A 25,389-nucleotide genomic window follows, 5' to 3' on the forward strand; every position below is an offset into this window, starting at 1 on the left:
TCATGACAGCACCGCACACCGCCCTGCGAGCGCAAGCGATGACTGGATTACCATGGCCGGACGAGAACCCCTCGCAAGCAACCGGAACCCATCCCATCATGGCCGAACGCCTGCTGATGATCGACGACGATGTGCCGCTGGCCAGGATGGTCGGCGAGTATCTGGGTGCCCGCGCCTTGCCGGTCACCCATGCTGCCACTCTGCGCGAGGGCGAACAGCGCCTGCGTGAGGAGCGCTTCGACGCGCTGATTCTCGACGCCATGCTGCCCGACGGCGATGGCTTCGACCTCTGCCGCCAGCTGCGCGAACGCAGCAGCGTGCCCATCCTGATGCTCACGGCGCGCGGCGAGGAGGTCGACAAGGTGGTCGGGCTGGAACTGGGCGCCGACGACTACCTCGCCAAACCCTTCAGCCCGCGCGAATTGCTGGCGCGCCTGCGCGCCTTGTTGCGGCGCGCACAGGCGCACGGCCCGACACCGCAGGAGCCAGCCTGTCTGCGCTTCGGGCGTCTGGAGATCGACCCGGCGGCCCTGGTCGCACGCCTCGATGGCGTGGCCTGCGAACTGACGGCACACCAGTTCTCCCTGCTCTGGGCGCTGGCCACCCACCCGGGCCGCGTATTGTCACGCGAAGCCCTGCTGGAGCTGGCACGCGGCGACACCCTGGAAGCCTTCGACCGCTCAATCGATGTGCATATCTCGCGCATCCGCGCCGCGATTGAAGACGATGCCCGGCATCCGCAACGCATTCTCACCGTACGCGGCGCGGGATACGTCTTCGCGCAAAAACAGGATGACATGGCATGAGCCGGCTGCGCGCATTCCGCCGCTGGCATGAACACCACCACTTCGTGCGCCATCCGCTCTATCGCCAGATTTTCTTCAGCGTGATGGCCGTCGTATTGCTGGTGTGCTGTATCGCAGCGCTGATCTTCTCGCATCTGGATGATCCGGATGAGTCACACATCAGCAGCCACCTCGTCCCCTTGTTGACCCGCCTGCTGCCCGCGCATGAAAGCGCTGCCGCACAAGGCGCCACACTCGCCAACCTCGCCGCCCTGGTGCACGGCAGCGCGGCACTGTATGACGCCCGCGGTGCGCGCATCGCACAGTCTGGCCCTCCCTTGCCGACGCAATTGAATGCTGACGTGAAAAGCAGTCAGCATCGATTCGAGCACCTGCTGCCCTTGCCCGACGGACGTCTGCTGCTCTTGCGCTGGGGAGCCCCCCGTTCAAGCATTGCCTTGTGGATCGCTGCGTTTGCCCTGCTCATTGCCCTCGGCACCTGGCCGGTCGCGCGGCGCCTGACGCGGCGCCTGGAACGTCTGCAGAGACAGGCCGATGCCTGGGGTGAGGGCAAGCTGGCGACCCGCATGAGCATCGATGGTCGCGATGAAGTGGCCGAGCTGGCGCGCCGCTTCAACCAGGCTGCCGAGCGCATCGAAAGCCTCGTCAACAGCCAGCGCGCCATGCTGGCCGCCGCCTCGCACGAACTCCGCTCACCGCTGGCGCGCATCCGCATGGCCATGGATCTGCTTGAGGAATCGGCCAGCAGCACCGGCCAGGGCCGGCCTGATCTGCACCGACAAGTTGCCCACGACATCGCCGAGCTGGATGCCTTGATCGGCGATCTGCTGCTGGCCAGCCGCCTGGCCGATGACAGCCCGCGTCTGGAACGGGTGCAGCTCGACCTGCTCGGCCTGGCAGCAGAGGAAGCCGCGCGCAGCGGTGCGCAGGTCAGCGGTGAAGCGATCTGTGTGCAGGCCGATCAGCGCCTGCTGCGTCACCTCATCCGCAACCTGCTCGACAATGCAGCCCGCTACGCCCCGGCCAGCAGCGTCGAGCTGGAAGTCAGGCGCAGCACCGCCGAACAGATCAGCCTGCGCGTGCTCGACCGTGGTCCGGGCATCCCGGAAGCGGAGCGCGAGCGGATCTTCGAACCCTTCTACCGCCTGGCCGGCAGTGCCGAGCGAGGCGAAGGCAGCGGCTATGGCCTCGCCCTGGTGCGCCGCATTGCGCGCCTGCACGGCGGCGATGTGCGTTGCCTGGCACGCCCAGGTGGCGGCGCCTGCTTCGAACTGAGCCTGCCCGCCTGAGTCATTCTCTCTCTCTCTGCATTTGCTGCACGCCAGCGCTATACCGCTGTCACATTCGGCAGGCAGCATGGCTCGCTCAAGATCCGACCGTGCCGCCCGAAGCAATGCTTCGCTCAGCGGCCTACCTAGAGAGAGAAGCCCATGGAACATAATCAATCACGCCGCGCCGCCCTGAAATTCATCACCGGTGCGCCCTTGCTTCCACTGGCCGGTGTCGGCAGTGCCGCCACCCTGCTCAGCGCCTGTGCCGGTGACGGCACGGAAGCAGCCGCCAGCAGTAGCGCACCGACCATCAGCTCGGTCGCCTTCACCTCGATGGATGCGCCCAGCCTGGCCGTGCCGGCAGAGATGGCGACCACCACGGTGAAATCCACCCTCGTGGTGAGCTATAGCAATGGCAGCAAGCAAAGCTACGCGCTGAAGTACCAGCCCTTCTTCGTCACCGGCGATCTGGTGTCTGACGGCAAGGGCGGCACCATCCTCGCTGGCGGCTACTACGACATCAACAACAAGCCGATCATGGACAACTCGGTCGCCGGCAAGGAGCGCCAGTTCTACTCGGACAGCCCGGACGGTTCCTCGCTGCTGACCCTGCCCAAGCCGACGGTCACTGGCGTCAAGGGCAATACGGTCTTCGCCGTGGTGCAATTCGAATACACCACACGTGACCAGAGCCTGGCCTCGATGTACGGCCTGCTGCCCTCGCCCATCGCCGTGCTGACCCTGGACCAGGACCCGGCCACCGGCAATCTGAGCCTGGTGAAGTACCACAATGTCGACACTTCCTCGGTCAACGGGCTGTGGATCACCTGCGGCGCCAGCCTGTCGCCCTGGGGCACCCATCTGTCGAGCGAAGAATACGAGCCGGACGCGCAGTTCATCTCCAGCAACACGATGTTCCAGGCCTTCAGCAAGAACCTGTTCGGCGACGCCAGCAAGGCCAACCCCTACCACTACGGCCATCTGCCGGAAGTGACGGTGAATCCGGACGGCACGGGCTCGATCAAGAAGCACTTCTGCATGGGCCGCATCTCGCATGAGCTGATCCAGGTGATGCCTGACAACCGCACCGTGCTGATGGGTGACGACTACACCAATGGCGGCCTGTTCATGTTCGTGGCCGACCGCGAGACCGACCTCTCCTCCGGCACGCTCTACGTCGCCAAGGTTGGCGCCGGCTTCTCCATCGACCCGGCGGCTGCAGCGGCCCCGCTCAGCTGGATCAAGCTTGGCAGCGCCACCAGCGCTGAAATCCAGAACCTCGCCAATACGCTCAAACCCAGCGACATCCTCACTTCGGTGAAGACCGATCCGGCTGACAGTAGCTACACCAAGATGTATCTGGACGGCGCGGCACACTGGGTCAAGCTCAAGACCGGCATGGAAAAGGCCGCCGCCTTCCTCGAAACCCACCGCTACGCCAATCTGATGGGCGGCACCATGTCCTTCACCAAGATGGAAGGCACCACGCTCAACATCAAGGACAAGATCGCCTACTCGGCGCTGCAGAACATGCAGTCGGCAATGGTCAAGGGCAATGCCGCCAACAATGCCGCGCTGGGTATCGCCATCGACAAGGCGGTGGTCGCCGGCGGCGTGCTGGCGCACAAACTGGGCGGCGGCCAGAAGGACACCAGCGGCACTGCCATCAACAGCGAGTGGGTGCCGATGCAGACCAGCTGCCTGCTGATCGGCGAAGACCTCGCCACGGCCGACGCACTGGGCAATACCGCCAACCCCGACAAGATCGGCTGCCCGGACAACCTCAAGTTCTCCGAAAAGCTGCGCACCCTGTTCATCGGCGAAGACAGCAGCACCCACGTCAATAACTTCCTGTGGGCCTACAACGTCGACACCAAGGTGCTCTCGCGCATCATGTCGATCCCCGCGGGCGGCGAGTCGACCGGCCTGCACGCAGTCGATGAAGTCAACGGCTGGACCTACATCATGAGCAACTTCCAGCACGCGGGTGACTGGGGCTCGATCCACAGCAAGGTGCAGGCGACGCTGGACCCGCTGATCCGCGCCAACTACAAGGATCGCTTCGGCGCGGCCGTCGGCTACCTGACCGGCATGCCCAAGGCCTAAACCACCAGGCTCGACACAGCAGCACACAAACGGGGCCTGATGGCCCCGTTTTCACGTCCGCCATCACCCCTCAGCAAGCCTGACAGGCCAAGAAAAACGGCCGCCACGCTTGCGCGTGACGGCCGTTTGATCGCTCGCAGTCGCCCCGCAGGGCGAACTGAAAAGCTTACTTGGTTTCCTTTTCGATCAGCTTGGCCACCATACCTGCCGGCACTTCATCGTAATGGTCGAATTCCATCGTGAAGGTGCCACGGCCGCTGGTCGCGGAACGCAGGAAGTTGATGTAGCCGAACATTTCAGCCAGCGGCACATAGCCTTGCACGAAGGCGCTCGGGCCCTTCTGGCCTTGGTCGATCACCTGACCACGACGACGGTTGATGTCGCCGATGACGTCGCCGAGGTACTCGGACTCGGTCACCACTTCGATCTTCATCGTCGGTTCCAGCAGCTTCGGCTTGCTCATCTTGTGTGCTTCGCGGAAGCAGCCCTTGCCGGCGATTTCGAAGGCCAGTGCCGACGAGTCAACATCGTGGAACTTGCCATCGACGAGGCGAGCCTTGAAGTCGACGACTTCGTAGCCAGCGACCTGACCGAACTTCGATTCGGTGCGGATGGCGTGCTCGACGGCCGGGATGTATTCGCGCGGCACGCGACCACCGGTGACTTCGTCGGAGAACTCGATGCCGCTACCAACCGGCAGCGGTTCGAAGATCATCTTCACTTCAGCGAACTGACCCGAACCACCGGATTGCTTCTTGTGCGTGTAGATGTGCTCGACCGGACCACCGAAAGCTTCACGGAAGCTGACCTTCGGCTTGCCCATGTTGGCTTCGACGCCCAGCTCGGTACGCATACGGTCGATGGTGATTTCAAGGTGCAGCTCGCCCATGCCGCGCAGCACGGTCTGGCCGGTTTCCTTGTCCACTTCGAGGCGCAGCGAGGGGTCAGCCTTGGCCATCTTGTAGAGAGCGGTGGACATCTTGTCGATGTCGCCACGGGTCTTCGGTTCGACCGACACGCTGATCACCGGATCCGGGAAGCGCATACGTTCGAGCAGTTGCGGGTGAGCCGGATCGGACAGCGTGTCACCGGTTTCCGTATCCTTCATCGAGACCAGCGCGCAGATGTCGCCAGCGCGTGCTTCTTCGATGTCCTTCATGACGTTGGCCTGCACTTCAACGATACGGCCGATACGTTCCTTCTTGTCACGCGTGACGTTGAGCAGGGTGTCGCCCTTCTTGATCACGCCCGAATAGACGCGGATGAAGGTCAGCGTGCCGAACTGGTCGTTGATCACCTTGAAGGCCAGAGCGCGCGCCGGTGCGTCGTCGGTCACTTCCTGCGTGCCGATCGAGTTACCGTCCGGGTCCACCATCGAGATGCCGCCGTTCTCGCCCGGGTAGGGCATGTAATCGACAACGGCGTCGAGCAGGTGTTGCACACCCTTGTTCTTGAACGAGGAGCCGCAGAACACGGGAACGGTCTTGCCCGACACGGTGCCTTTGCGGATCAGCTGCTTGAGCTGGGCCGGATCGTATTCGCCGGTTTCCACGAAGTTCATGAATGCGTCGTCGTCGAGGGCCAGCGCGGTTTCCAGCGCTTCCTGACGCAGCTCGGGCAGGCGGTCGATCCAGTCGTTGTCAGCCGAGGCAGCGAAGTTGAAGCGCTCGCGCAGCGACTCCAGCGGCACGGTTTCCCACGGGCTGTCCTTGTCTTCTTCCTTCCAGATGTAGGCCTGGTTGTGGATCAGGTCGGCCATACCGCAGAACTCGTTGGAGCTGCCCAGCGGCACTTGGCAGAGGATCACGTTGGCGCCCAGGCGCTCCTTGATGCCCTTCACACAGTGGGCGAAGTTGGCGCCCATGCGGTCCATCTTGTTCACGTAGCACATACGCGGAACGTTGTACTGGTTGGCCAGACGCCAGTTCGTTTCGGTCTGCGGCTCAACACCTGCCACACCGTCGAACACGACGACTGCGCCGTCGAGCACGCGCAGGCTGCGGTTCACTTCGATCGTGAAGTCCACGTGCCCCGGGGTGTCGATCACGTTGATCTGATAACCCTTCCACTCGGTCGACACGGCCGCGCTCTGAATCGTGATGCCGCGCTTGCGTTCCTGTTCCAGGTAGTCGGTCGTCGTGCTGGCCTTACCGTCCTTGGTGTCATGCACGTCGACGATCTGGTGCTTCTTGCCGGTGTAGTAGAGCACGCGCTCGGTGGTCGTGGTCTTGCCAGCGTCGATGTGCGCGATGATCCCGATGTTGCGATAAAGACTGAGAGCCTTCTGCCTTGCCATGGTGATGCCTTTCCAGATCTGGTTTGTATTGCTGCGATGGGGGTTGCCTTGAAATTGCCTGGGCGTGCATTGCTGCTGGATGGTGGCAACACTGCCCACACCCGCCCACCGCCGATCAATTCTTCATGCGAGGTCCGCCAATGTAGCGCGGCTTTGCATACGAGGCGATGACAACTTGTATTTTGTCCGGCAAATGGCTCTCTCGCTCAGCCAAAGCCTGGCCAAAAGCCATTCGCCTCCACGCTTTTACCCCGATACATGGCCAAAACGGCGGAATCGGCCGAGTCGGGGGCGCGTAATTATGCGCCAGATCAGGGGTTTATTGCACTCAAAATTTTCTATACGCTCAATTTTTGAGCTTGTAACCGCTGCGGAACATCCACGTCACCACCGCCATGGCCGCCAGCAGGAAGACCAGGGTGACGCCCAGACTGATGCCTACGCTGACATCGCCGACGCCGAAAAAGCTCCAGCGAAAGCCGCTGATCAGGTACACCACCGGGTTGAACAGGCTGATTTTCTGCCACAGCGGCGGCAACATATCGATGGAGTAGAAGCTGCCGCCCAGAAAGGTCAGCGGCGTGATGATCAGCATCGGCACCAGCTGCAGCTTCTCGAAACCATCGGCCCAGATGCCGATGATGAAGCCCAGCAAGCTGAAGGTGACCGCCGTCAGCAGCAGGAACAGCAGCATCCACACCGGATGCACGATGTGCAGCGGCACGAACAGCGCCGCCGTCGCTAGGATGGTGAGCCCGAGGATGATCGATTTGCTCGCCGCCGCGCCGACATAGGCCAGCACCGCCTCGAAACCCGAGACCGGCGCCGAGAGCAGCTCGTAGATGGTGCCGCTGAATTTCGGAAAGTAGATGCCGAACGAGGCATTGGAAATGCTCTGCGTGAGCAGGGACAGCATGATTAGCCCCGGCACGATGAAGGCGCCGTAGCTCACTTCGCCTACGGTCTGGATGCGCGAACCGATGGCCGCGCCAAAGACCACGAAGTACAGCGAGGTGGAAATCACCGGCGAGACAATGCTCTGCACCAGAGTGCGCCGCGTGCGCGCCATTTCGAAACGGTAGATCGCGCGGATGGCGTGGATGTTCATGCGGCCTCCCGCAACAGGCTGACAAAGATGTCTTCGAGCGAGCTCTGCGAGGTCTGCAGATCCTTGTAGGCCACACCGGCGGCGGCAAGATCAGCCAGCACGCTGGCGATGCGGCTGCCGTCGTCCTTGGCGTCGTAGGTGTAGATCAGCTCATGCCCGTCCGCCGACAAGGCCAGATTCCAGCCCGCCAGCGCGGGCGGAATCGCCGCCAGCCGCGCCGGCAGCTGCAGCGTCATCTGCTTCTTGCCGAGCTTGCGCATCAGTTCGATCTTGTCTTCGACGAGGATGATCTCGCCGCGATTGATCACGCCGATGCGGTCGGCCATCTCCTCGGCTTCCTCGATGTAATGCGTGGTCAGGATGATGGTCACGCCGCTTTGCTGCAGGCGCCGCACCAGCGCCCACATATCCTGGCGCAAGCTGACATCGACGCCCGCCGTCGGCTCGTCGAGGAACAGCACCTGCGGCTCGTGCGACAGCGCCTTGGCAATCAGCAGACGGCGCTTCATGCCGCCAGACAAAGCCATGATCCGGCTGTCTTTCTTCTCCCACAGCGAGAGGTCACGCAGGATTTGCTCCAGGTACTCGGGCCGTGGCGCCTTGCCGAACAGGCCGCGCGAAAACGTCACCGCGCCCCACACGGTCTCGAAGGCATCGGTGGTCAGCTCCTGCGGCACCAGGCCGATCAGGGCGCGCGCTGCGCGGTAGTCGCGCACGATGTCGTGGCCGCCAACCGTCACGCTGCCCGTACTAGGCCGCACCAGACCACAGACACTGCCGATCAGGGTCGTCTTGCCGGCACCATTGGGACCCAGCAGCGCAAAGATTTCGCCCTTGCGGATGTCGAGATCAACACGCTTGAGCGCCTGGAAACCGCTGTCGTAAGTTTTGGACAGATCGCGGATGGAGAGAATGGCTTGCATGTGCGGCACCTTAACCGATGCGCGATGAGGAAGCCAGCACGCACCCGACATCAGCTCAACAAGCGGCACTGTACCGCTCAAGCCTGATGGACAGATACGCCAACGCAGCATCAAGCGCCGCCGGACAGCCGCAACACAAGGCGATATGCGCCTTGAATTGCGGTTACGCATTGTCCGCGCCAATCCGCTCCTGTCAGCTTGCGACAACAGGCGACGCCAACGGGCCGCGCCGATGAATACGCAACACCGTCACCGCCGCGGCTAGACAGAGACCGCCGGAGATCATCGTCGCCACGGTGTAGCTGCCCAGGCTGTTGCGCAGCACACCGGCGAGCAGTGCGGCGAAGGCGGCGCCGAGCTGGTGGCCGGCGACGATCCAGCCGAAGACGATGGGCGCGTCGCGTGAGCCGAACACATCGTTGGTGAGGCGCACGGTCGGCGGCACGGTGGCGATCCAGTCCAGTCCGTAGAACAGCGCGAACACCGGCAAGCCGAAGTAACTCAGGCCGAAGGCATACGGCAGATAGATCAGCGCCAGGCCGCGCAGGCCGTAGTACCAGAACAGCAGCACGCGGTTGTTGAAGCGGTCGGAGAGCCAGCCTGACAAGGTGGTGCCGACTAGGTCGAGCGCGCCCATCGCGGCGAGGATACTGGCGCCTTTGACCGGATCGAGCCCGTAATCGCCACACATGGCAATGAAGTGGGTGCCGATGTAGCCATTGGTACTCGCCCCACAGACGAAGAAGCTGAAGAACAGCAGCCAGAAATCTCGTTGCTTGACGGCGCGGCCCAGCGCACCAAAAGCGATGGCGAGCAGGTTCTTGCGCGCTTCGGGCGGCGCCAGCGGCGCATCGTCCGGCTCGCCGTACAGAGGCAGGCCCAGATCGGCCGGGCGTTCAGGCAGAAACAGGAAGGCGACCAGCACAACCACGGCGATGGCCGCCGCGACAATCAGCACCACCGGCCGCCAGCCGTGCTGGGCGACGATGCTGGCCATCGTGGGCAGAAAGATCAGCTGGCCAGTGGCCGTGCTCGCTGTCAATATGCCCATCGCCAGGCCGCGCCGCGCCTTGAACCAGCGGCTGACCACCGTCGCCCCGAGCGTCATCGCCGTGGCGCCGGTCGAACAGCCGACGATCACGCCCCACAGCACGGACATCTGCCAGCTCTGCTGCATGAAGTTCGACAGGGCCACCGCCGTCGCCAGCAGACTCAGCGCGCAGAGCACGGTGCGGCGCAGGCCGAAGCGCTCCATGGCCGCAGCGGCAAATGGCCCCATCAGGCCGAACAGCGCAAGATTGATCGACAGCGCCAGGGAGATGCTGGAACGCGTCCAGCCGAAATCCTGCTCCAGCGGCACCATCATGATGCTCGGCGTGGCGCGCGTGGCGGCGGTGATGAGCATGACCAGAAAGCTCACGGCCACAGCGACCCAGGCGTAGTGAAAGCGCTTATCGATGCGCGTGCGTGCCCACATGGCAATGATCTGCATACTGGCTTCTCCCTGTTAAGCCCTTTTGTTACCGATCAGTAACATTGCTTGTCATGCTATGTACCGGGCAGTAACATGTCAAGCAGAAACCAGCCCCAAGCTTTCAGCATAGTCTTCAAGCCTGCCATCATGCCTGCCCCCAAACGCAAGCCTCAAGCCACCGCCACCGCTGATCCACAGCCCGCACCGGTGCGCGTCGTCCATCGCGCCGCTGAAGCGCAGGCGCAGATTCTCGCTGCGGTGGATGAGCTGTTTTATCGTGAAGGTGCGCGCGCGGTTGGCGTTGATGCTGTCGTCAAACGGGCAGGCGTCAACAAGATGAGCCTGTATCGGCAGTTCGAGTCGAAAGATGCCTTGCTGCTGCATTACCTCGCTGGCCGCGAGCAGAAATTCTGGGCTTACTTTGAAGCCAGCCTCGCCAAGCATCCGGGCCAGCCACGTGAGCAGCTGCTGCAGTTTTTCATCGATCTGTCGGCGCGCGCCAGCCAGCACGACTATCGCGGCTGCCCCTTCGTCAATTTCGCGGTCGAGTTTCCCGATCCGGCGCACCCGGCGCGTCTCGCCGTCGCGGCCAACAAGTCGCGCCTGATCGCACGCCTGCAGGAACTGGCGCGACACACTGAAGCCGCCGATGCCGAGGCACTCGCCAACGGGCTGGCGCTGCTGATCGAAGGCGCCTACGCTGCAAGCCAGACTTACACACCCGGCCACGCCCTGATCAAAGCCCTGCCTCAGGTCGCGAAATGCATGCTCGACGCCGCTTGCGGCCCGCCCACTGAAAGCCCGCCATGATCAAGATCAGCGCCATCGACCACATCGTCTTACGCGTCGTCGATGTCGAGGCGATGATCGCCTTCTACACCACGGTGCTCGGCTGCAGCCTAGAACGCAGCGAGCCCGAGCAAGGCCTCTACCAGCTGCGCGCCGGCTCGGCCTTGATCGATCTAGTGGCGGTGCATCTGCCGCTCGGCCAGCAAGGTGGCTGCGCGCCGGGCAAGGAGGGGCGCAATCTCGATCACTTCTGCTTGCGCATTGAAAGCTGCGACGAAGCAAGCTTGCGTGCCCACCTGCGCAACCTGGGCGTCGAAGCCGGCCCCAGCACCCAGCGCTACGGCGCAGAAGGACGCGGACCGTCGATCTACATCGGCGATCCGGAAGGCAACATCATCGAGTTCAAGGGGCCGGTGAAAAGCTGAGCGGATAGATCAGCGCACGAAGGGAATCGTCAGCGCCGCCGGCGCCGTCTGCCGCCCGACCAGGCCGCCGACGGCGAGCAAGGCGAGCAGATAGGGCAGCATGATCAGCAAAGCGCTGGGCACTTCGATGCCCATGGCCGGCAGCTGGAACTGCAGCGCCGTCGCTGCGCCGAACAGCAGGCAGGCCAGCAGCGTGCGGCCAATCTTCCAGTTGCCGAAGATCACCGCCGCAATCGCCAGATAGCCGGTGCCATTGGTCATCCCTTCGGTGAAGGTGTGGATGTCGCCAATCGACAGGAAGCAGCCAGCCAGTGCCGACATCATCCCGGTAAACAGCACGGCGCCGTAGCGCAGGGTATTGACCGACAAACCCGATTTGTCGACCGCCCGCGGTGCGCTGCCCGCCGAATGCAGGGCCAGCCCCAGCGCGGTGTAGCGCATCACCCAGGCCAGCACGGCAATCAGCGCCAGACCCAGATACAGCAACCAGGCTTGCTGGAACACCTGGTCGCCGAAGATCGGAATATCACCCAGGCCCGGCGGAGCCCATTTGTCCAGACCGGGAATCTCGGCACGCGAACGGCCGCCGAAAATCTCGCGATAAGCCAGGGTCGTGGCGCCCAGCACCAGGATATTGATGCCGATGCCGGTGACGATCTGGTTGGCGCGCAGCGTGATGCTCAGCACCGCCTGCAGCAGCGCCACCGGGATCACCGCCACCACACCGATGAGCAGGCCCAGCATCGGCGAACCGGTCGCCCAGGCGCCCACCGCGCCGGCAAAAGCGCCGGTGAGCATCATGCCCTCGACACTCATATTGAGTACGCCGGTACGCTCGCTGAGCAGTTCGCCACTGGCCGAGAGCATCAAGGGCGCGGCCAGACGGATGGTGGAACCTATAAAGACTGCCGCCATTTCGACACTCATCGTTCGACCTCCCAACGCTGCATGCTGAGCGCGGCACCGGCCAGGATGACGATGATCAGGCCCTGTATCACCACCACCAAAGCAGTCGGCACCGCAGCCACCATTTCCATGTTGATGCCGCCGGAGCGCAGGAAGCCGAACAGCAGCGCCCCCGCAATCACCCCGACGACCGACCCGCGTGCCAGCAAGCCCACCACCAGCCCGTCGAAGCCGTAGCCCGAGGAAAAACCGGCTTTGAGTGAATATTGTTCGCCTTGCAACATGCAGGCGCCGGCCAAGCCCCCAAGGGCTCCTGCAGCAAATAACACGCCAACCACCGAGGCGCTGATCGCGATCCCGGCACGACGAGCCGCCAGCGGGTTGAGCCCGACCGCACGCAAGCGCAGGCCGAACACCGTCTTGTTGAGCACCAGCGCCACCACGATGGCGAGCGCAAAGCCAAACAGCAAGCCACTGTGCAGGGGCATGCTGTAGTCATCGGTGAGCAGCGGGAGCTTGGTCGGATCGGGAATTTCCAGTGATTCCGGCAGGGTATTGGAGTGCGTCATTGGCTGCCGCAATAGCGCCACCGACTGCACGCTGCCGTACACCATCCATACCGCAATGAATGACAACAGCAGGGTCGCGATCACCTCATTGGTGCCTGCGCGCGCCTTGAGCACCCCGGCGAGGCCTCCCCACAGGCCGCCGGCCAGGCTCGCCGCAAGCAGCGGCAGCAGAAATGCGAGGCCGAACGGCAAGTCGCTGACATGGCCATACAAACTCACCGCCGTCGCTACGATGCCGCCGATGGCAATCTGCCCTTCGCCGCCGACATTGGTCAGATTGGCGCGGTCGGCCAGCACGAAGCCCAGGCCCACCAAGGCGAACACCAGACTGCGGTTGATCGAGGCTGCAATCGCATACGGCGAACCCCAGGCGCCTTCGGCGAAGGCAGCCACGGCATCGCCAATCGGCACGCCGATCAGATGCACCAGCAGCAGGCCGATCAGCAGCGCCGCGGCCACTGCGAGGAAGGCGATCCACATCGCCGGACGTGCCTTCAGGAAAGCCAGCAGCGCGGCAGGCTGCTTGATGAGCAGCGTACTCATGCTGCCTGCCCCGCCATCCACGCACCAATGCGCGCCCGCTCGCCAGGCTCGGCGGTGCAGCTGCCAACAATGCGCCCGCGATACAGCACGACCACACGGTCGGCCACCTTGAGCAATTCATCAAGTTCCGAAGAAATCAGCAACACGCCAACCCCCTGTGCGCAGACTGCGCGAATGTGTTCATAGACCGCCTCCACGGCGCCGACATCCAGCCCCCGCGTCGGCTGCGCCGCCAGCAGGAAGCTCAGCCCGTCGAGGGTCAGTTCGCGCGCCAGCACAGCTTTTTGTTGATTGCCGCCGGACAGCCCAGCAAACGAGACATCGGGGCTGGCGGCGCGCACGTCAAAGCGCTGCATCAATTCCAGCGCCGCCGCGCGCATGCGTTTGCGGTCCAGCAAGCCGTAACGGCTGAAACGATGCAGGCGGTCGAGGAACAGGTTTTCAGCCACGCTCATGCCGCTCACGCAGCCCACGGCATGGCGGTCCTCGGGCACTACACCGACACCGGCGGCGGTGATCTGCCGGGGTGAGCGCCCGGTCAGCTCGCGCCCCTTGACGAACAAGCGCCCCTGACTGGCCGGCCGCATGCCGGAAATGACTGCCGCCAGCTCGCTCTGGCCATTGCCCTCGACGCCGGCCACAGCGACGATCTCGCCCGGCTCGACGATGAGGGTGAAGTTATCGAGACGGGTCACGCCATCGGCATCCTTGACCGACACGCCGTCGATCATCAAAGCCGGTTCGGCGCGCGGCTGACCTGCAGCTTCGCGCTGATAGCTCGGCGCCGCAGGACTTGTCCTGGCTTCGCCGCTGCGCTGGATCATCGCCTGCACCAGCGCATCGAGATCCGCCGCCGGCTGCTCGGAGCGCGCCGCGACGCGACCACCACGCAAGACCGTGGCGCGCTGCGCAACCTTCTGGATCTCGGCCAGCTTGTGCGTCACCAACACCACGCCGCAGCCCTCGGCGGCCACACGCTGGCAAACCTCCAGCAAGGCTGCGATCTCGTCAGGCAACAGCACCGCCGTCGGTTCATCGAGCACCAGCAGGCGCGGTTCGCGCATCAGGCATTTGATGATCTCGACACGCTGCCGCTCGCCGACCGACAGATCACTGATGCGCAGCCAGGGATCGATCTGCAAACCGAAGCGCTGTGACAGCGCCTGCACGCGCTCGGCGCACTCGCTACGACGCAGCACACCACGCGCCTGACCGAGCAGAAGATTGTCGACCACGCTCAGATCCGGCACCAGGCTGAAGTGCTGGTGCACCATCGCCACCTGCATGCTCAAAGCATCGGCAGGGCCGGACGGCCGGTAGTCAGCGCCAGCGAGCTGCATGCTGCCGCTGTCCGCCTGGTAGACACCGAAAATGAGATTGCACAGGGTGGACTTGCCCGCGCCGTTCTCCCCAAGCAAGCAATGGATTTCGCCCGCGGCAATCTCCAGCGAGACGTCTTCGAGCGCCTGCAGGCTGCCGAAGCGCTTGCTCATGCCCTGCAGACGTAGCAGCGCCGGCGGCGCTGCTACGGGCGGCGGAGCTTGTCCGACTTCCGGAAGGATGAACATCTTCAAGACTCCGTCGCGATGGGAACTCAGCCTTCGAGCACCTTGATCTTGCCTTCAAGAATGTCCTTCTTGATCTGCTCAAGCTTGCTCTTCATCTCCGGCGTCGCGCCACACACCTTCATGTCGGATGCCGCCGGCCCCATCGCCAGACCGAAGGGCTTGTAACCCGCCGCCCATTTGCCGGCCACCAGTTCCTTGATCGCGTACTGCACCTGGAAACCCACGCCGGTGATGCTGTAAGCGATGTACAGCGGATCGCTGCCGCAGCGGTCGGTGTAGCTGCCAATGATGTGGGTGCCCTTTTCCTTGGCGGCCTGCTCCATGCCACGCAAGCCGAGGTTGAGGATGTGGTAATGCACGTCGGCGCCCTGTGCGATGGCGGCCAGGGTTGCTTCCTTGGACTTGGCGACATTGTCGAAGTCACCGGTGTAGTTCTCGAAGTATTTGATCTTCGGATTGATGTAGGCCGCGCCCTTGCCGAACTCCTTGCCAGCGTTGACGATGGACGGAATCTCCATGCCGCCGACATAGCTCACAGCGCCCGTCTTCGACAGCATGGCCGCCGCCGCACCAGCGACGAAGGCAATTTCGGCCTGCTTGACGTCGTAACCGGCGACGTTCGGCAAACCATCACCCTTGCTGCCGCCTACGATGGAGAACTTGGTCTTCGGGAAGCGCTTGGCGATCTTCATCACCGCCGCCTGGGTCTGGCCACCCACGCCGATCACCAGCTGATTTTTGCCAGCGAGGTTGGTGAGCGCCTGCTCCATGTCGGCGTAGTTGATGTTCTCGATCATCTGCACCTTGATCTTGGCGCCGAATTCCTTCTGCGCGGCAGTCAGGCCATCGAAACCCGATTCCATCCAGCCCTTGTCCGACTTGGAGCCGGGAATCAAGACACCGACGGTCAGCGGATCAGCCGCCTGCGCGCCCTGGGCCAGCAAGGTACAGCCGAGCGCAGCCAGGATCAGCGAAGCACGGCGCGAAGAAGAGAAGTGAAACATTGGCATTCCTTTCGCTTGTGGGGTGAGACAACTTGTAATTAATCAGTTACTACATTCGACAGGGCCGTGAATGCAATAAGGGTGCCAAAGCGCGCAAATATGCAATGCGTCGCGCGGCAGACCAATGGGCATGCGCCTTGTGTGAATCGCACAGTTTTTTTGATGTCTCTGAACCCGCCGCGAGAGACACCCAGCTTGGGGCGCCACAGCACCGCCGACGTGCATGGCGTGCCCCAAGAGAAGCGGCAACACCGCAATGGAGATCGCAAGATGAGTACACAGGACAGCCCGACCGCAGGCCAGCTTGGCATCAGCCCCAGCTACCACTGGAAGGCCGATGAACAGGTGGTGGACATGGCCATGCCGCTGCCGGCGCCGCGAGCGCTGCGCATCAATGCGGCACCTCAGGATGTGGTGATCGACTTGCAGCGCTCGGCGATCATCGTCATCGACATGCAGAACGACTTCTGCACGCAGGATGGCTGGGTGGATGCCATCGGCGGCGACTACCGCGCCGACCGTGCGCCAATTGAGCCGCTGCAGAAGCTGTTGCCAGCGCTGCGTGCGGCACAGGTACCGGTGATCTGGGTGAATTGGGGCAACCGGCCGGACCTGGCCAATATGCCGCCCAACCAGATTCATCTCTACAAACCCAAGGGCAGCGGCATCGGTCTGGGCGATCCGCTGCCCGCCAATGGCGCGCCCGTGCTGCAGAAGGACTCCTGGGCGGCTGCCGTGGTCGACGAACTCGCGCCGCTACCCGGCGACATCTGCGTCGACAAATACCGCATCAGCGGTTTCTGGGACACGCCGCTCGACAGCATCCTGCGCAATCTGGGCGTGCGCTCGATTCTCTTCGCTGGCGTCAATACCGATCAGTGCGTGCTGCATTCGCTGACCGATGCGAATTTTCTCGGCTATGGCTGCATCCTCGTCGAAGACTGCTGCGCCACCAGCTCGCCGGCCTTCTGTACAGAAGCGACGATCTGGAACGTCAAGAAGTGCTTCGGCTTCGTCACCGATTCAACTCGCCTGCTGGATGCGCTCAAATGACGGTGCGCGATGATTTCGGCGCCTTCATGCCCGGCCCGCGTTGCGAGCGTGCGCCCACCTCAAGTGGCGCGCTCGATGGCCTGAGCTTCGCCGTCAAGGATCTGATCGACATCGGCGGCAGCGTCACGGGGGGCGGCAATCCGGACTGGGCCGCCAGCCACGCGCCTGCACCAAAGGACGCCGAATCCGTGCGCAGGCTGCGTGCTGCGGGAGCGCGCCTGGTCGGCAAGACGATCAGCGACGAACTGGCCTTCAGCCTCGAAGGTGACAATGCGCACTACGGCACGCCACGCAATCCGCGCGCCACGCACTGCCTGCCCGGTGGCTCGTCCAGCGGCTCGGCCGTCGCCGTCGCCGCCGAGCTGGCCGACTTCGCACTGGGCACCGACACCGGTGGATCGGTGCGTGTGCCCGCCTCATTCTGTGGCCTCTATGGCATGCGCCCGACGCACGGCCGCGTCTCGCTCGACGGGGTGATTCCCTTTGCGCCGAGTTTTGATACGGTAGGCTGGTTTGCGCGCGATGCGAGCACGCTGGCGCGCGTCGGCGCCGTGCTGCTCGACGCGCCGCAAGCGCCGCAGGCGCTGCAACTGCATATCGCCAGCGACGCCTTCGCGCTGCTTGATCCGGCCTGTGCCAGCCACTTGCTGAGCCTCGCGGCCCAGCTGGGCGCAAGCGAAACCATCGAGATTTTCGGCGGGCGCGATGCCGACTGGCTGCGCGCTTACCAGATTTTACAAGGCGCAGAAATCCGCGACAGCCTGGGAGAATGGACCGCCACTTACACGCCGCAGTTCGGCCCAAACATTGCACCGCGCTTTGCGGGGTTGGCGGCGATCGAAGCGGATGAAGTGGCGCACTGGCAGCGCTGGCGCGTCGCACAAGCCGCGCGCCTGTCTCAACTATTGCTGCCGGGTCATGCCGTGCTCGTCCCCAGTTCGCCCTGCCCGGCACTACCCTTGCACAGCGATGGCGAGGCCCTCACACAGTTCTACACGCGTGCGCTGACACTGGGCAGCATCGCCGGTCACGCCGGCCTGCCGCAAATATCGCTGCCATTAGGTAATATTGCGGGCCTGCCGCTGGGTCTGTCGATCATCGGCGCAGCGGGCAGCGATGAATCCCTGATGGCATACTGCAGCCTGCACGCCACCGGCCAGCTCAAGAGACGAGATGCCCAAAACTGAGAAACCCGCTGCAAATACAAAAGCTGTCGCGAAAAAGGCAGACAAGCCTGCTGCGCGCGTGCGGCGCGACCCCGCCAAGACGCGCGCCAGCATCCTGCGCGCAGCGATTGCGGAATTCGCCGCCAAGGGTTTCAGCGGCGCGCGCACCGACACCATCGCACGCCGCGCCAAGACCAATATCCGCATGCTCTACCACTACTTCGGCGGCAAGGATGCGCTGTATGTCTGCGTGCTGGAGGAAGTGCTGGCGCAACTGCGCCACGAGGAATTGCAGCTCGACTTCGACGATGTCGATCCACTCGATGGCATCCTGTCGATGTTCGACTTCATCGACAACCACTTTCTCAAACACCCCGAGCTGCAGCAGCTGCTGGCCTTCGAAAACCTCAACCGCGCGCAGCACCTCAAGCGCTCGACGCGCATTCCACAGATGGCTTCACCGGTGCTCGAACTCCTGCGCAAGCTGCTCAAGCGCGGCGAAGCCAACAAGACTTTCCGACGCGGCATCGACCCACTGCACCTCTACGTCACCATGGTCAGCGTGGTCGACTACGGCAAGTCACACGGCTTCACGCTCTCGCACATCTTCCGCGAAGACCTGTTCACCAGCAGCTGGCAAGCGGATCATCGCGAACAGATGCACCAGATCCTGATCAGCTTCCTGATGCCACCGGCAACGCCCGCCAAGCGCGTCAAACGCGTCAAACGCAAAGCCTGACCCTCCTGCCCTTAAGGCGGCGTTAAGGCGCAGCCTGCATGCTGTGTTCGACCTACTCAGGAGCACAGCATGTCATCACTTGTCAGCGCAGTCCTGCGCACCGCTTGCATGGTGTCCGTACTGGCCAGTGCCATTTCGCCGGCACTGGCCGAAACCCCGCAGCAGATTCTCTCCAGCTACGAAACCGCTGCCCGCAGCCAGACGCCGGCATTCGCTGCGTCCGCCGCGCGCGGCGGCGTGTTCTTCCGCAACAAGCACGGCCATGACTGGTCGTGCTCCAGCTGCCATACCGATAATCCCGCCGCCACGGGCCAACATATCGTCACCGGCAAAACCATCCAGCCGATGGCCGTGGCGGCCAATGCCGAGCGCCTGACGCAGCCGGCCAAGGTTGAGAAGTGGATCACGCGCAATTGCAAGGATGTTGTCGGGCGCGAATGCACGCCCGGCGAAAAGGCCGACGTCGTGGTTTTCCTGATCAACAGCCGCTAAGGACATCAGCATGCATGCCACAACATTCGCTGCGCTGATTGCCGCACTACTCGTATCTGTGTCTGCGCGTGCCGAAGGCGGTAGCCGCGCGCCACTCAATCCACAGTTCCAGCAGGAATGCGGTAGCTGCCACGTGGCCTTTCCGCCGCGCCTGCTCGACGCCAGCGCCTGGCATCAGCTGATGACGAGCCTCAACAAACATTTCGGCAACGATGCCAGCCTCGACGCCCAGACGCGCAGCAGCATTGAAAGCTATCTGCAGCACAACGCCGCCACACGCGAGCGCCTGACGCCCGCTGGCAAGCCGACCCAACGCATCACCGAGACAGCCTGGTTTAAACGCGAGCATGACGAAGTTGGCGCCGCCGTATGGCAGCGCGCCAGCATCAAGCAAGCCAGCAATTGCGCGGCCTGCCACAGCCAGGCTGAGCAAGGCCGCTTCAACGAACACCAGATCCACATTCCCCGTTAAGGAGTCACTCCATGAGCACAGAAACATCGCGCATCCACGTCTGGGATTTACCCACGCGCGTCTTCCATTGGTCCCTCGCGCTATCCTTCACCGGCGCCTATCTCACTTCGGAAGGTGAGCACTGGCGCGCGGTCCACGTCATGTTCGGCTACACCCTGCTGGGGCTGATTGTCTTTCGTGTGCTATGGGGCCTGATCGGCACACGTCATGCACGCTTCGCTTCCTTCGTGACCGGCCCGGCGCGCATCAAAAGCTATCTGCAATCGCTGCGCAAGAATCAGCCCGAACATCACGCCGGCCACAACCCGGCAGGCGCGCTGGCGATTGTGCTGATGCTCGTCGGCGGTCTCGCCACCGTCACGCTGGGGCTGCTCGCCTACAACGATATTGGCCCGGAATGGATCGGCGATGTGCACGCGGTCATCGCCAATTGCATGCTCGCCCTGGTCGGCGTACATATTGCCGGCGTAGTGCTCAGCAGCTACCTGCATCGCGAGAATCTTGCCCGCGCCATGCTTACCGGATACAAGCGCGGCACCGCTGGCGAGGGCATCCGTGGCACCCGGCGTGCCGTCGGTGTGTTGCTGCTGCTGGCCGTGCTGGGTTTCTGGGTCGGCTATGCCTGGACGCAGCCGGGCGTACTACAGGCCTTTACCACGGCACAGTCCGACAGCGGTGATGACGACGATTGAAACCTGCTGCATGACCATCTGCTAAGGTGTGTACGACAATCGGAACCGGACATTCATGCGCATTCTGCTGGTTGAAGATCATCCACTACTTGGTGACGCCGTTCAGGTCAGCTTGCGGCAGGCCGGCTACAGCGTCGACTGGGTGCAGGACGGCGTCGCCGCCGACAGCGCACTGTGCAGCGAGGAATTCGCGGCCCTCGTGCTCGATCTGGGTTTGCCGCGACGCAGCGGGCTGGAGGTGCTGCAAGGCCTGCGCAGCCGTGGCGCGTGCATTCCCGTGATCATCCTCACAGCACGTGACAGCGTCGATGATCGCATTCGCGGTCTCGACTGCGGCGCCGACGATTACCTCGTCAAACCTTTCGACATGGGCGAGCTGGCGGCACGCCTGCGTGCCCTGCTGCGGCGCAGTGCCGGTGGTGCCAGCGCAGCCTTGCACGCGGGCAGCGTATGCCTGGATCCGGCCACGCGCAGCGTCACGCAAGGCGGGCAAGAGGTCAGCTTGTCCGCGCGCGAGTTCTCACGCCTCCACGCACTGCTACTCAATGCCGGCCGCGTGATGAGCAAAGCGCAACTCGAACAGCAGCTTTACGCCTGGGGCGACGAAGTGGAGAGCAACACCATCGAAGTCTTTGTTCATCACCTGCGGCGCAAGCTTGGCGCAGGCTGCATCCGCACCATCCGCGGCGTGGGCTATCTGCTGCCGCGCGATACAGCCGCGACTGACAGCCATGCTTGATTCGCTCAAACGCCGCATCGTCCTGCTCTGCGTACTGGCGCTAGGCGTGATCTGGCTGGGCACGCTGGCCGTCAGCTATCAGGACGCAAGCGCCGAGATGCGCCAGCTGCTCGATGCGCATCTGGCGCAGGCGGTCTCGCTGCTGACGGTGCAATCGGGCGTCGAGCTCGACGAAGTCGACACCGACCATGCACCCGAGCTGCACAAGTACGCGCGCAGTGTCAGCTTCCAGATCTGGCGGCATGGAGAAACACTGGGCGTGCATTCGGCCAATGCACCTGACGAACAGCTTGGCACGCCTGCAGAAGGCTTTTCCGAGCGCAACATTGGCGGCGTGCGCTGGCGCGTATTCAGCGCCTGGGACAGAGAGCACGAAAACCTGATCCAGGTGGGCGAACAGATCGCCACACGTGACCATCTGCTGCGCGAGATGATCGAGCACCTGCTCAAGCCCATGCTGATAGCCCTACCCTTGCTGGCGCTGCTGCTGTGGCTGGCCGTGCGGCTCGGGCTGCGCCCGCTTGATCACGTGACAGCGGACATCGCACGTCGTGATCCGCAACAGCTCGACGCCGTCGAACTGCACGGAGCGCCGACCGAAGTGCGCCCGCTGCTCTCGCAGCTCAATCTGCTGTTTGCGCGCATTGCCGAATCCCTGGCTAACACGCAGCGCTTCACCGCAGATGCGGCTCACGAGCTGCGGACCCCCTTGGCGGCGATCCGCGCGCAAGCGCAGGTCGCTTCGCTCAGCACCGACACCAACCAGCAGCAGCACGCGCTGCGGCAAGTGGTGCAAGGCAGTGACCAGGCAACGCGCCTCATCGAGCAATTGCTGACGCTGGCCCGCCTTGATGCCGATGCGACACCAGTGCTGGAAGAGACGGCAATACGCGCACTGCTTGCCGAATCCATCGCCGACATCGCCGCGACGGCCATCGCCAAGGATGGCGAGATTGCGCTGGAAGACGGCGAGGAGTTCACTCTTTGCGTACAGCCGGGCTTGATCCGCATCCTGCTGCGCAACCTGCTCGACAACGCGATCCGCTATAGCCCGCCGGGCAGCGAGATCAGCGTCTGCGTGCATGCCGAAGACATGCAGCTGCTGATTGATGTGTGTGACAGCGGCCCGGGCATACCGCCCGATCAGCGCGAACGCGTGTTCGACCGCTTTCATCGCGTGCTTGGCAGCGGTCAATCCGGCAGCGGATTGGGCCTTTCCATCGCACAAAGCATTGCGCAGCTGCACGGCGGACAGATCAGCCTGCATGCTGGCCCTCAAGGACGTGGCCTGTTGGTGCGCACGCACTTGCCGCGACGCCCCCGGACAGCGGAGCGTCGCGCAAGCAGCAGTTAATTCACCGCAGCAATGAAGCTCTGCAGCTCAGGCGTTTTGGGATTGGCGAACAGCTCTTTCGGATCGCCGCTCTCATGCACCTTGCCCTGGTACATGAACACCAGCTTGTTGCCGACATCACGCGCAAAGCGCATCTCGTGCGTCACCATGATCAGGGTCATACCTTCGGCGGCCAGCTGCTTGACCACCGCCAGCACTTCGTTGACCAGCTCGGGGTCGAGCGCCGAGGTGATCTCGTCACAGAGCAGCACTTTGGGTTGCATCGCCAGCGCACGGGCAATCGCCACCCGCTGTTGCTGACCACCGGAGAGCTGATCGGGGAAGGCGTCGAACTTCTCGGCCAGGCCGACCTTGAGCAGCATCGCACGCGCAATCGCCTCGCAATCGGCAGGCGCAGTCTTCTTCACCACCTGTGGCGCCAGCATGACGTTCTGGCCAACCGTCAGATGCGGGAACAGGTTGAACTGCTGGAAGATCATGCCGACCTTCTGGCGCAGTGCGCGCAGATCGGTCTGGCCGGCGCGCAAGCGCTCGCCGTCGACTTCGATGAGACCATCGTCGATGGTTTCCAGCCCGTTGATCGAGCGCAGCAAGGTGCTCTTGCCCGAGCCGCTGCGACCGATGATGGCCACCACGTCGCCCTGCTGGATACGCAGATCGATCCCCTTGAGGACGTGGTTGTTGCCGAAATGCTTATGAACCGCGTCAATGCGAACCAGGGGCGTTGGCATGATGGAATTTCCTTTCGAGACTTGCCGCATAGAGCGACAGCGGATAGCAGAGAATGAAGTAACCCAGCGCCACCAGGCCATAGACCAGGAAGGGTTTGAAGGTTGCGTTGGAGAGCATCGAACCGGTCTTGGTCAGCTCGGCAAAACCGATGATCGAGGTCACCGCCGTGCCCTTGACCACCTGCACCGAGAAGCCCACCGTCGGCGCCACCGCGATGCGCAGCGCCTGCGGCAGGACCACGTAGCGCATCTGCTCCACCCAGGTCATGGCCAGGCTGGCCGAGGCCTCCCACTGGCCTTTCGGAATCGCTTCGACACAACCGCGCCAGATTTCGGCCAGGTAGGCGCTGGTGAACAGCGTCAGCCCCAGGGCCGCAGCAAGCCAGGGCGGCACATCGATGCCGAGCAAGGCGATGCCGAAGAAGATCAGGAACAGCTGCAGCAGCAAGGGCGTGCCCTGAAACAGCTCGATGTAGCCACGCATGCTCTTACGCAGCCAGGGCTTGTGGCTGATCCGTGCGGCCAGCACCAGCAGCCCGGCGATCCCGCCCAGCACGAAAGCCGTCAGCGACAAACCGATGGTCCATGCAGCGCCTGTGCCGAGGTTGCGGATGATGTCCCACAGCGTGAATTCATTCATCATTTGGCGACCCTCCGGGCAACAAAGCGATCACCCAAGCGGTTGAGCAGCCAGCGCACGCCGAAAGCCAGAAACAGGTACATGATGGCCACGGTGATATAGGTCTCGAAGGCGCGGAAGTTGCGCGACTGGATGAAGTTCGCGGCAAAGGTGAGTTCTTCGGCCGAGATCTGCGAACACACCGAGGAGCCGAGCATGACAATGACAATCTGGCTGGTCAGCGCCGGCCAAACCTTTTGCAGCGACGGCCGCAGCACGATATGGAAGAACACCTGCCGGCGCGTCATCGCCAGCGATGCAGCCGCTTCGAGCTGACCACGCGGCACGGCCTGGATGCCGGCGCGGATGATCTCGGTGGAATAAGCGCCCAGATTGACCACCATGGCAATGATCGCCGCCGTCCACTCATCGAGCTTGACGCCCAGGGCAGGCAAGCCGAAAAAGATGAAGAACAGCTGGACGAGGAAAGGCGTGTTGCGGATCAGCTCCACATACACCCCGAACAAGGTATTGAACGGCTTCAGCCGCCAGGCCCGCGACACCGCGCCGCAGACCCCCAGGCTGACGCCGAGGCTGGCACCCACGGCGGTCAGGCCAAGGGTGTGCACCGCGCCGCTCAGGAGCTGGCCGGAATACGGCAAGACTGCCGCGAAATCGAAGTGATAAGCCATGCCGGCTCCTTCATGAAGACACAGGGGCGCCTGCCGCAGCAGGCGCTCGGAGTGCTGGCTTACAGATCAGCCGGCAGCGGGTTGTGCAGCCACTTCTTGGCGATTTCGTTGAGCGCGCCACTCTTCTTGGCCTTGGCGATGGACTCGTTGACCTTCTCCAGCAGCGCGGCTTCACCCTTGTTGACGCCGACATAACAGGGCGAGTTCTTGATCAGGAACTTCGGTGTCAGCGGACGCAGACGAGTCAGCTCGTTGAGCGAGGCAGCGACCACATTGCCGGTTGCCGCCAGCTGGGTCTGACCGGAGAGATAGGCCGAGATGGTCGAGTTGTTGTCTTCGAAGCGCTTGATGACGGCCGTCGGCGGCGCGATCTTGCTCAGCTCCAGATCTTCGACCGAACCACGCGTCACGGCGATGGTCTTGCCGGCGAGATCCGCCGCCGCCGCCACCTTGACGTCAGCCGGTCCGAACACGCCGTTGTAGAAAGGTGCGTAGGCCGCCGAGAAGTCGATCACCTTTTCGCGGTCCGGATTCTTGCCCAGGCTGGAGATGACGATGTCAGCCTTGCCGGTGGTGACGAAGGGGATGCGGTTGGCGCTGGAAACCGGAATCAGCTCCAGCTTGACGCCCAGATCCTTGGCGATCAGCGCGCCCATGTCGATGTCGTAGCCCTTGGGCTTCATGTCGCTGCCCACCGTACCGAAGGGCGGGAAATCCTGCGGCACGGCCACGCGCAGCACGCCGGCCTTCTTGACGTCAGCCAGCACATCGGCTTGCGCCACGCTGGCGCCGAGCATGGCCAGGCTCAGCGCGGCAATTGCAGAAAAACGGAAAAGATGACGACGGTTCATG

Annotated in this window: 25 protein-coding genes; 13 read left to right on the top strand and 12 right to left on the bottom strand. The window is 63.3% G+C overall.

Annotation, left to right across the window (positions count from 1 at the left end):
• Window positions 1-2 precede the first annotated feature (2 nt).
• The 3 genes from ABDB84_RS02320 (at window position 3) to ABDB84_RS02330 (ending at window position 4,183) form a co-directional block, all read left to right on the top strand.
• Window positions 3-806: a response regulator gene (locus tag ABDB84_RS02320; protein WP_345918063.1), complete on the top strand. Its 804-nt coding sequence runs from the start codon at window positions 3-5 to the stop codon at window positions 804-806.
• Entirely contained in the window at window positions 803-2,095 is a 1,293-nt protein-coding gene (locus ABDB84_RS02325) for a HAMP domain-containing sensor histidine kinase (protein WP_345918064.1), read from the top strand. The genes ABDB84_RS02320 and ABDB84_RS02325 overlap by 4 nt, the downstream gene beginning before the upstream one ends.
• A gap of 141 nt (window positions 2,096-2,236) precedes the next feature.
• The gene (locus tag ABDB84_RS02330) at window positions 2,237-4,183 is read left to right on the top strand and encodes a PhoX family protein (RefSeq protein ID WP_345918065.1); all 1,947 of its coding nucleotides are present in this window, start codon (window positions 2,237-2,239) and stop codon (window positions 4,181-4,183) included.
• Between the two features lie 166 nt (window positions 4,184-4,349).
• On the opposite strand, the gene fusA is transcribed toward ABDB84_RS02330, so the two are convergent.
• The 4 genes from fusA to ABDB84_RS02350 all read right to left on the bottom strand — a co-directional run bounded on the left by fusA (window position 4,350) and on the right by ABDB84_RS02350 (window position 10,002).
• A complete protein-coding gene (gene fusA / locus ABDB84_RS02335; RefSeq protein ID WP_345918066.1) occupies window positions 4,350-6,479 on the bottom strand; it encodes an elongation factor G in 2,130 nt (709 codons plus the stop codon).
• A 346-nt stretch (window positions 6,480-6,825) separates the two neighbouring features.
• Window positions 6,826-7,587, bottom strand: a complete 762-nt coding sequence (locus tag ABDB84_RS02340; protein WP_345918067.1) for an ABC transporter permease — start codon at window positions 7,585-7,587, stop codon at window positions 6,826-6,828.
• Window positions 7,584-8,510 (bottom strand): ABC transporter ATP-binding protein, encoded by a 927-nt coding sequence (locus tag ABDB84_RS02345; protein WP_345918068.1) that lies wholly within the window; start codon window positions 8,508-8,510, stop codon window positions 7,584-7,586. Before ABDB84_RS02345 ends, ABDB84_RS02340 begins: the two co-directional genes overlap by 4 nt.
• A 193-nt stretch (window positions 8,511-8,703) precedes the next feature.
• Window positions 8,704-10,002 carry an MFS transporter gene (locus ABDB84_RS02350; protein ID WP_345918069.1) on the bottom strand — a complete coding sequence of 433 codons (1,299 nt, stop codon included), beginning with the start codon at window positions 10,000-10,002 and terminating at the stop codon, window positions 8,704-8,706.
• A 129-nt stretch (window positions 10,003-10,131) separates the two neighbouring features.
• On the opposite strand from ABDB84_RS02350, the gene ABDB84_RS02355 reads away from it, so the two are divergent.
• Complete coding sequence (locus ABDB84_RS02355) at window positions 10,132-10,794, top strand: TetR/AcrR family transcriptional regulator (protein WP_345918070.1); 663 nt, start codon at window positions 10,132-10,134, stop codon at window positions 10,792-10,794.
• A complete protein-coding gene (locus ABDB84_RS02360) occupies window positions 10,791-11,198 on the top strand; it encodes a VOC family protein (protein WP_345918071.1) in 408 nt (135 codons plus the stop codon). Before ABDB84_RS02355 ends, ABDB84_RS02360 begins: the two co-directional genes overlap by 4 nt.
• Before the next feature lie 9 nt (window positions 11,199-11,207).
• Here the strand turns inward: ABDB84_RS02360 and ABDB84_RS02365 are convergent, their stop codons facing one another.
• From ABDB84_RS02365 to ABDB84_RS02380, 4 genes are read right to left on the bottom strand one after another with little or no spacing between them, the layout of a single operon-like run.
• Window positions 11,208-12,125: an ABC transporter permease gene (locus ABDB84_RS02365; protein WP_345918072.1), complete on the bottom strand. Its 918-nt coding sequence runs from the start codon at window positions 12,123-12,125 to the stop codon at window positions 11,208-11,210.
• Window positions 12,122-13,216: an ABC transporter permease gene (locus tag ABDB84_RS02370; RefSeq protein ID WP_345918073.1), complete on the bottom strand. Its 1,095-nt coding sequence runs from the start codon at window positions 13,214-13,216 to the stop codon at window positions 12,122-12,124. Before ABDB84_RS02370 ends, ABDB84_RS02365 begins: the two co-directional genes overlap by 4 nt.
• Window positions 13,213-14,784 (bottom strand): ABC transporter ATP-binding protein, encoded by a 1,572-nt coding sequence (locus ABDB84_RS02375; protein ID WP_345918074.1) that lies wholly within the window; start codon window positions 14,782-14,784, stop codon window positions 13,213-13,215. Before ABDB84_RS02375 ends, ABDB84_RS02370 begins: the two co-directional genes overlap by 4 nt.
• A 26-nt stretch (window positions 14,785-14,810) precedes the next feature.
• On the bottom strand, window positions 14,811-15,788 hold the full coding sequence (locus ABDB84_RS02380; protein ID WP_345918075.1) for a BMP family protein: 978 nt from the start codon (window positions 15,786-15,788) through the stop codon (window positions 14,811-14,813).
• A gap of 270 nt (window positions 15,789-16,058) precedes the next feature.
• Here ABDB84_RS02380 and ABDB84_RS02385 point away from each other — a divergent pair, with 270 nt between their 5' ends.
• The 8 genes from ABDB84_RS02385 to ABDB84_RS02420 all read left to right on the top strand — a co-directional run bounded on the left by ABDB84_RS02385 (window position 16,059) and on the right by ABDB84_RS02420 (window position 22,495).
• On the top strand, window positions 16,059-16,841 hold the full coding sequence (locus tag ABDB84_RS02385) for a cysteine hydrolase family protein (protein WP_345918076.1): 783 nt from the start codon (window positions 16,059-16,061) through the stop codon (window positions 16,839-16,841).
• Window positions 16,838-18,028, top strand: a complete 1,191-nt coding sequence (locus ABDB84_RS02390; RefSeq protein WP_345918077.1) for an amidase — start codon at window positions 16,838-16,840, stop codon at window positions 18,026-18,028. Before ABDB84_RS02385 ends, ABDB84_RS02390 begins: the two co-directional genes overlap by 4 nt.
• On the top strand, window positions 18,015-18,746 hold the full coding sequence (locus tag ABDB84_RS02395) for a TetR/AcrR family transcriptional regulator (protein ID WP_345918078.1): 732 nt from the start codon (window positions 18,015-18,017) through the stop codon (window positions 18,744-18,746). Before ABDB84_RS02390 ends, ABDB84_RS02395 begins: the two co-directional genes overlap by 14 nt.
• Window positions 18,747-18,815: 69 nt before the next feature.
• A complete protein-coding gene (locus ABDB84_RS02400; RefSeq protein ID WP_345918079.1) occupies window positions 18,816-19,238 on the top strand; it encodes a DUF1924 domain-containing protein in 423 nt (140 codons plus the stop codon).
• A 10-nt stretch (window positions 19,239-19,248) separates the two neighbouring features.
• On the top strand, window positions 19,249-19,710 hold the full coding sequence (locus tag ABDB84_RS02405; protein WP_345918080.1) for a diheme cytochrome c: 462 nt from the start codon (window positions 19,249-19,251) through the stop codon (window positions 19,708-19,710).
• Between the two features lie 11 nt (window positions 19,711-19,721).
• Window positions 19,722-20,402 (top strand): cytochrome b/b6 domain-containing protein, encoded by a 681-nt coding sequence (locus ABDB84_RS02410; RefSeq protein WP_345918081.1) that lies wholly within the window; start codon window positions 19,722-19,724, stop codon window positions 20,400-20,402.
• 55 nt (window positions 20,403-20,457) lie between these two features.
• The gene (locus ABDB84_RS02415; protein ID WP_345918082.1) at window positions 20,458-21,141 is read left to right on the top strand and encodes a response regulator; all 684 of its coding nucleotides are present in this window, start codon (window positions 20,458-20,460) and stop codon (window positions 21,139-21,141) included.
• Entirely contained in the window at window positions 21,134-22,495 is a 1,362-nt protein-coding gene (locus ABDB84_RS02420; protein ID WP_345918083.1) for an ATP-binding protein, read from the top strand. Before ABDB84_RS02415 ends, ABDB84_RS02420 begins: the two co-directional genes overlap by 8 nt.
• Here the strand turns inward: ABDB84_RS02420 and ABDB84_RS02425 are convergent.
• Genes ABDB84_RS02425 through ABDB84_RS02440 form a run of 4 tightly spaced genes read right to left on the bottom strand, consistent with a single transcriptional unit; the run spans window position 22,492 to window position 25,388 of the window.
• Entirely contained in the window at window positions 22,492-23,226 is a 735-nt protein-coding gene (locus tag ABDB84_RS02425) for an amino acid ABC transporter ATP-binding protein (RefSeq protein ID WP_345918084.1), read from the bottom strand. The two genes, ABDB84_RS02420 and ABDB84_RS02425, sit on opposite strands and share 4 nt — an antisense overlap.
• On the bottom strand, window positions 23,201-23,869 hold the full coding sequence (locus tag ABDB84_RS02430; protein ID WP_428715060.1) for an amino acid ABC transporter permease: 669 nt from the start codon (window positions 23,867-23,869) through the stop codon (window positions 23,201-23,203). The genes ABDB84_RS02425 and ABDB84_RS02430 overlap by 26 nt, the downstream gene beginning before the upstream one ends.
• Window positions 23,866-24,537 carry an amino acid ABC transporter permease gene (locus ABDB84_RS02435; protein ID WP_345918085.1) on the bottom strand — a complete coding sequence of 224 codons (672 nt, stop codon included), beginning with the start codon at window positions 24,535-24,537 and terminating at the stop codon, window positions 23,866-23,868. The genes ABDB84_RS02430 and ABDB84_RS02435 overlap by 4 nt, the downstream gene beginning before the upstream one ends.
• Window positions 24,538-24,596: 59 nt before the next feature.
• Entirely contained in the window at window positions 24,597-25,388 is a 792-nt protein-coding gene (locus ABDB84_RS02440; protein ID WP_345918086.1) for a transporter substrate-binding domain-containing protein, read from the bottom strand.
• Window position 25,389: the final 1 nt, after the last annotated feature.

This window comes from Uliginosibacterium sediminicola (assembly GCF_039631295.1).
GTDB classification, from domain to species: domain Bacteria; phylum Pseudomonadota; class Gammaproteobacteria; order Burkholderiales; family Rhodocyclaceae; genus Viridibacterium; species Viridibacterium sediminicola.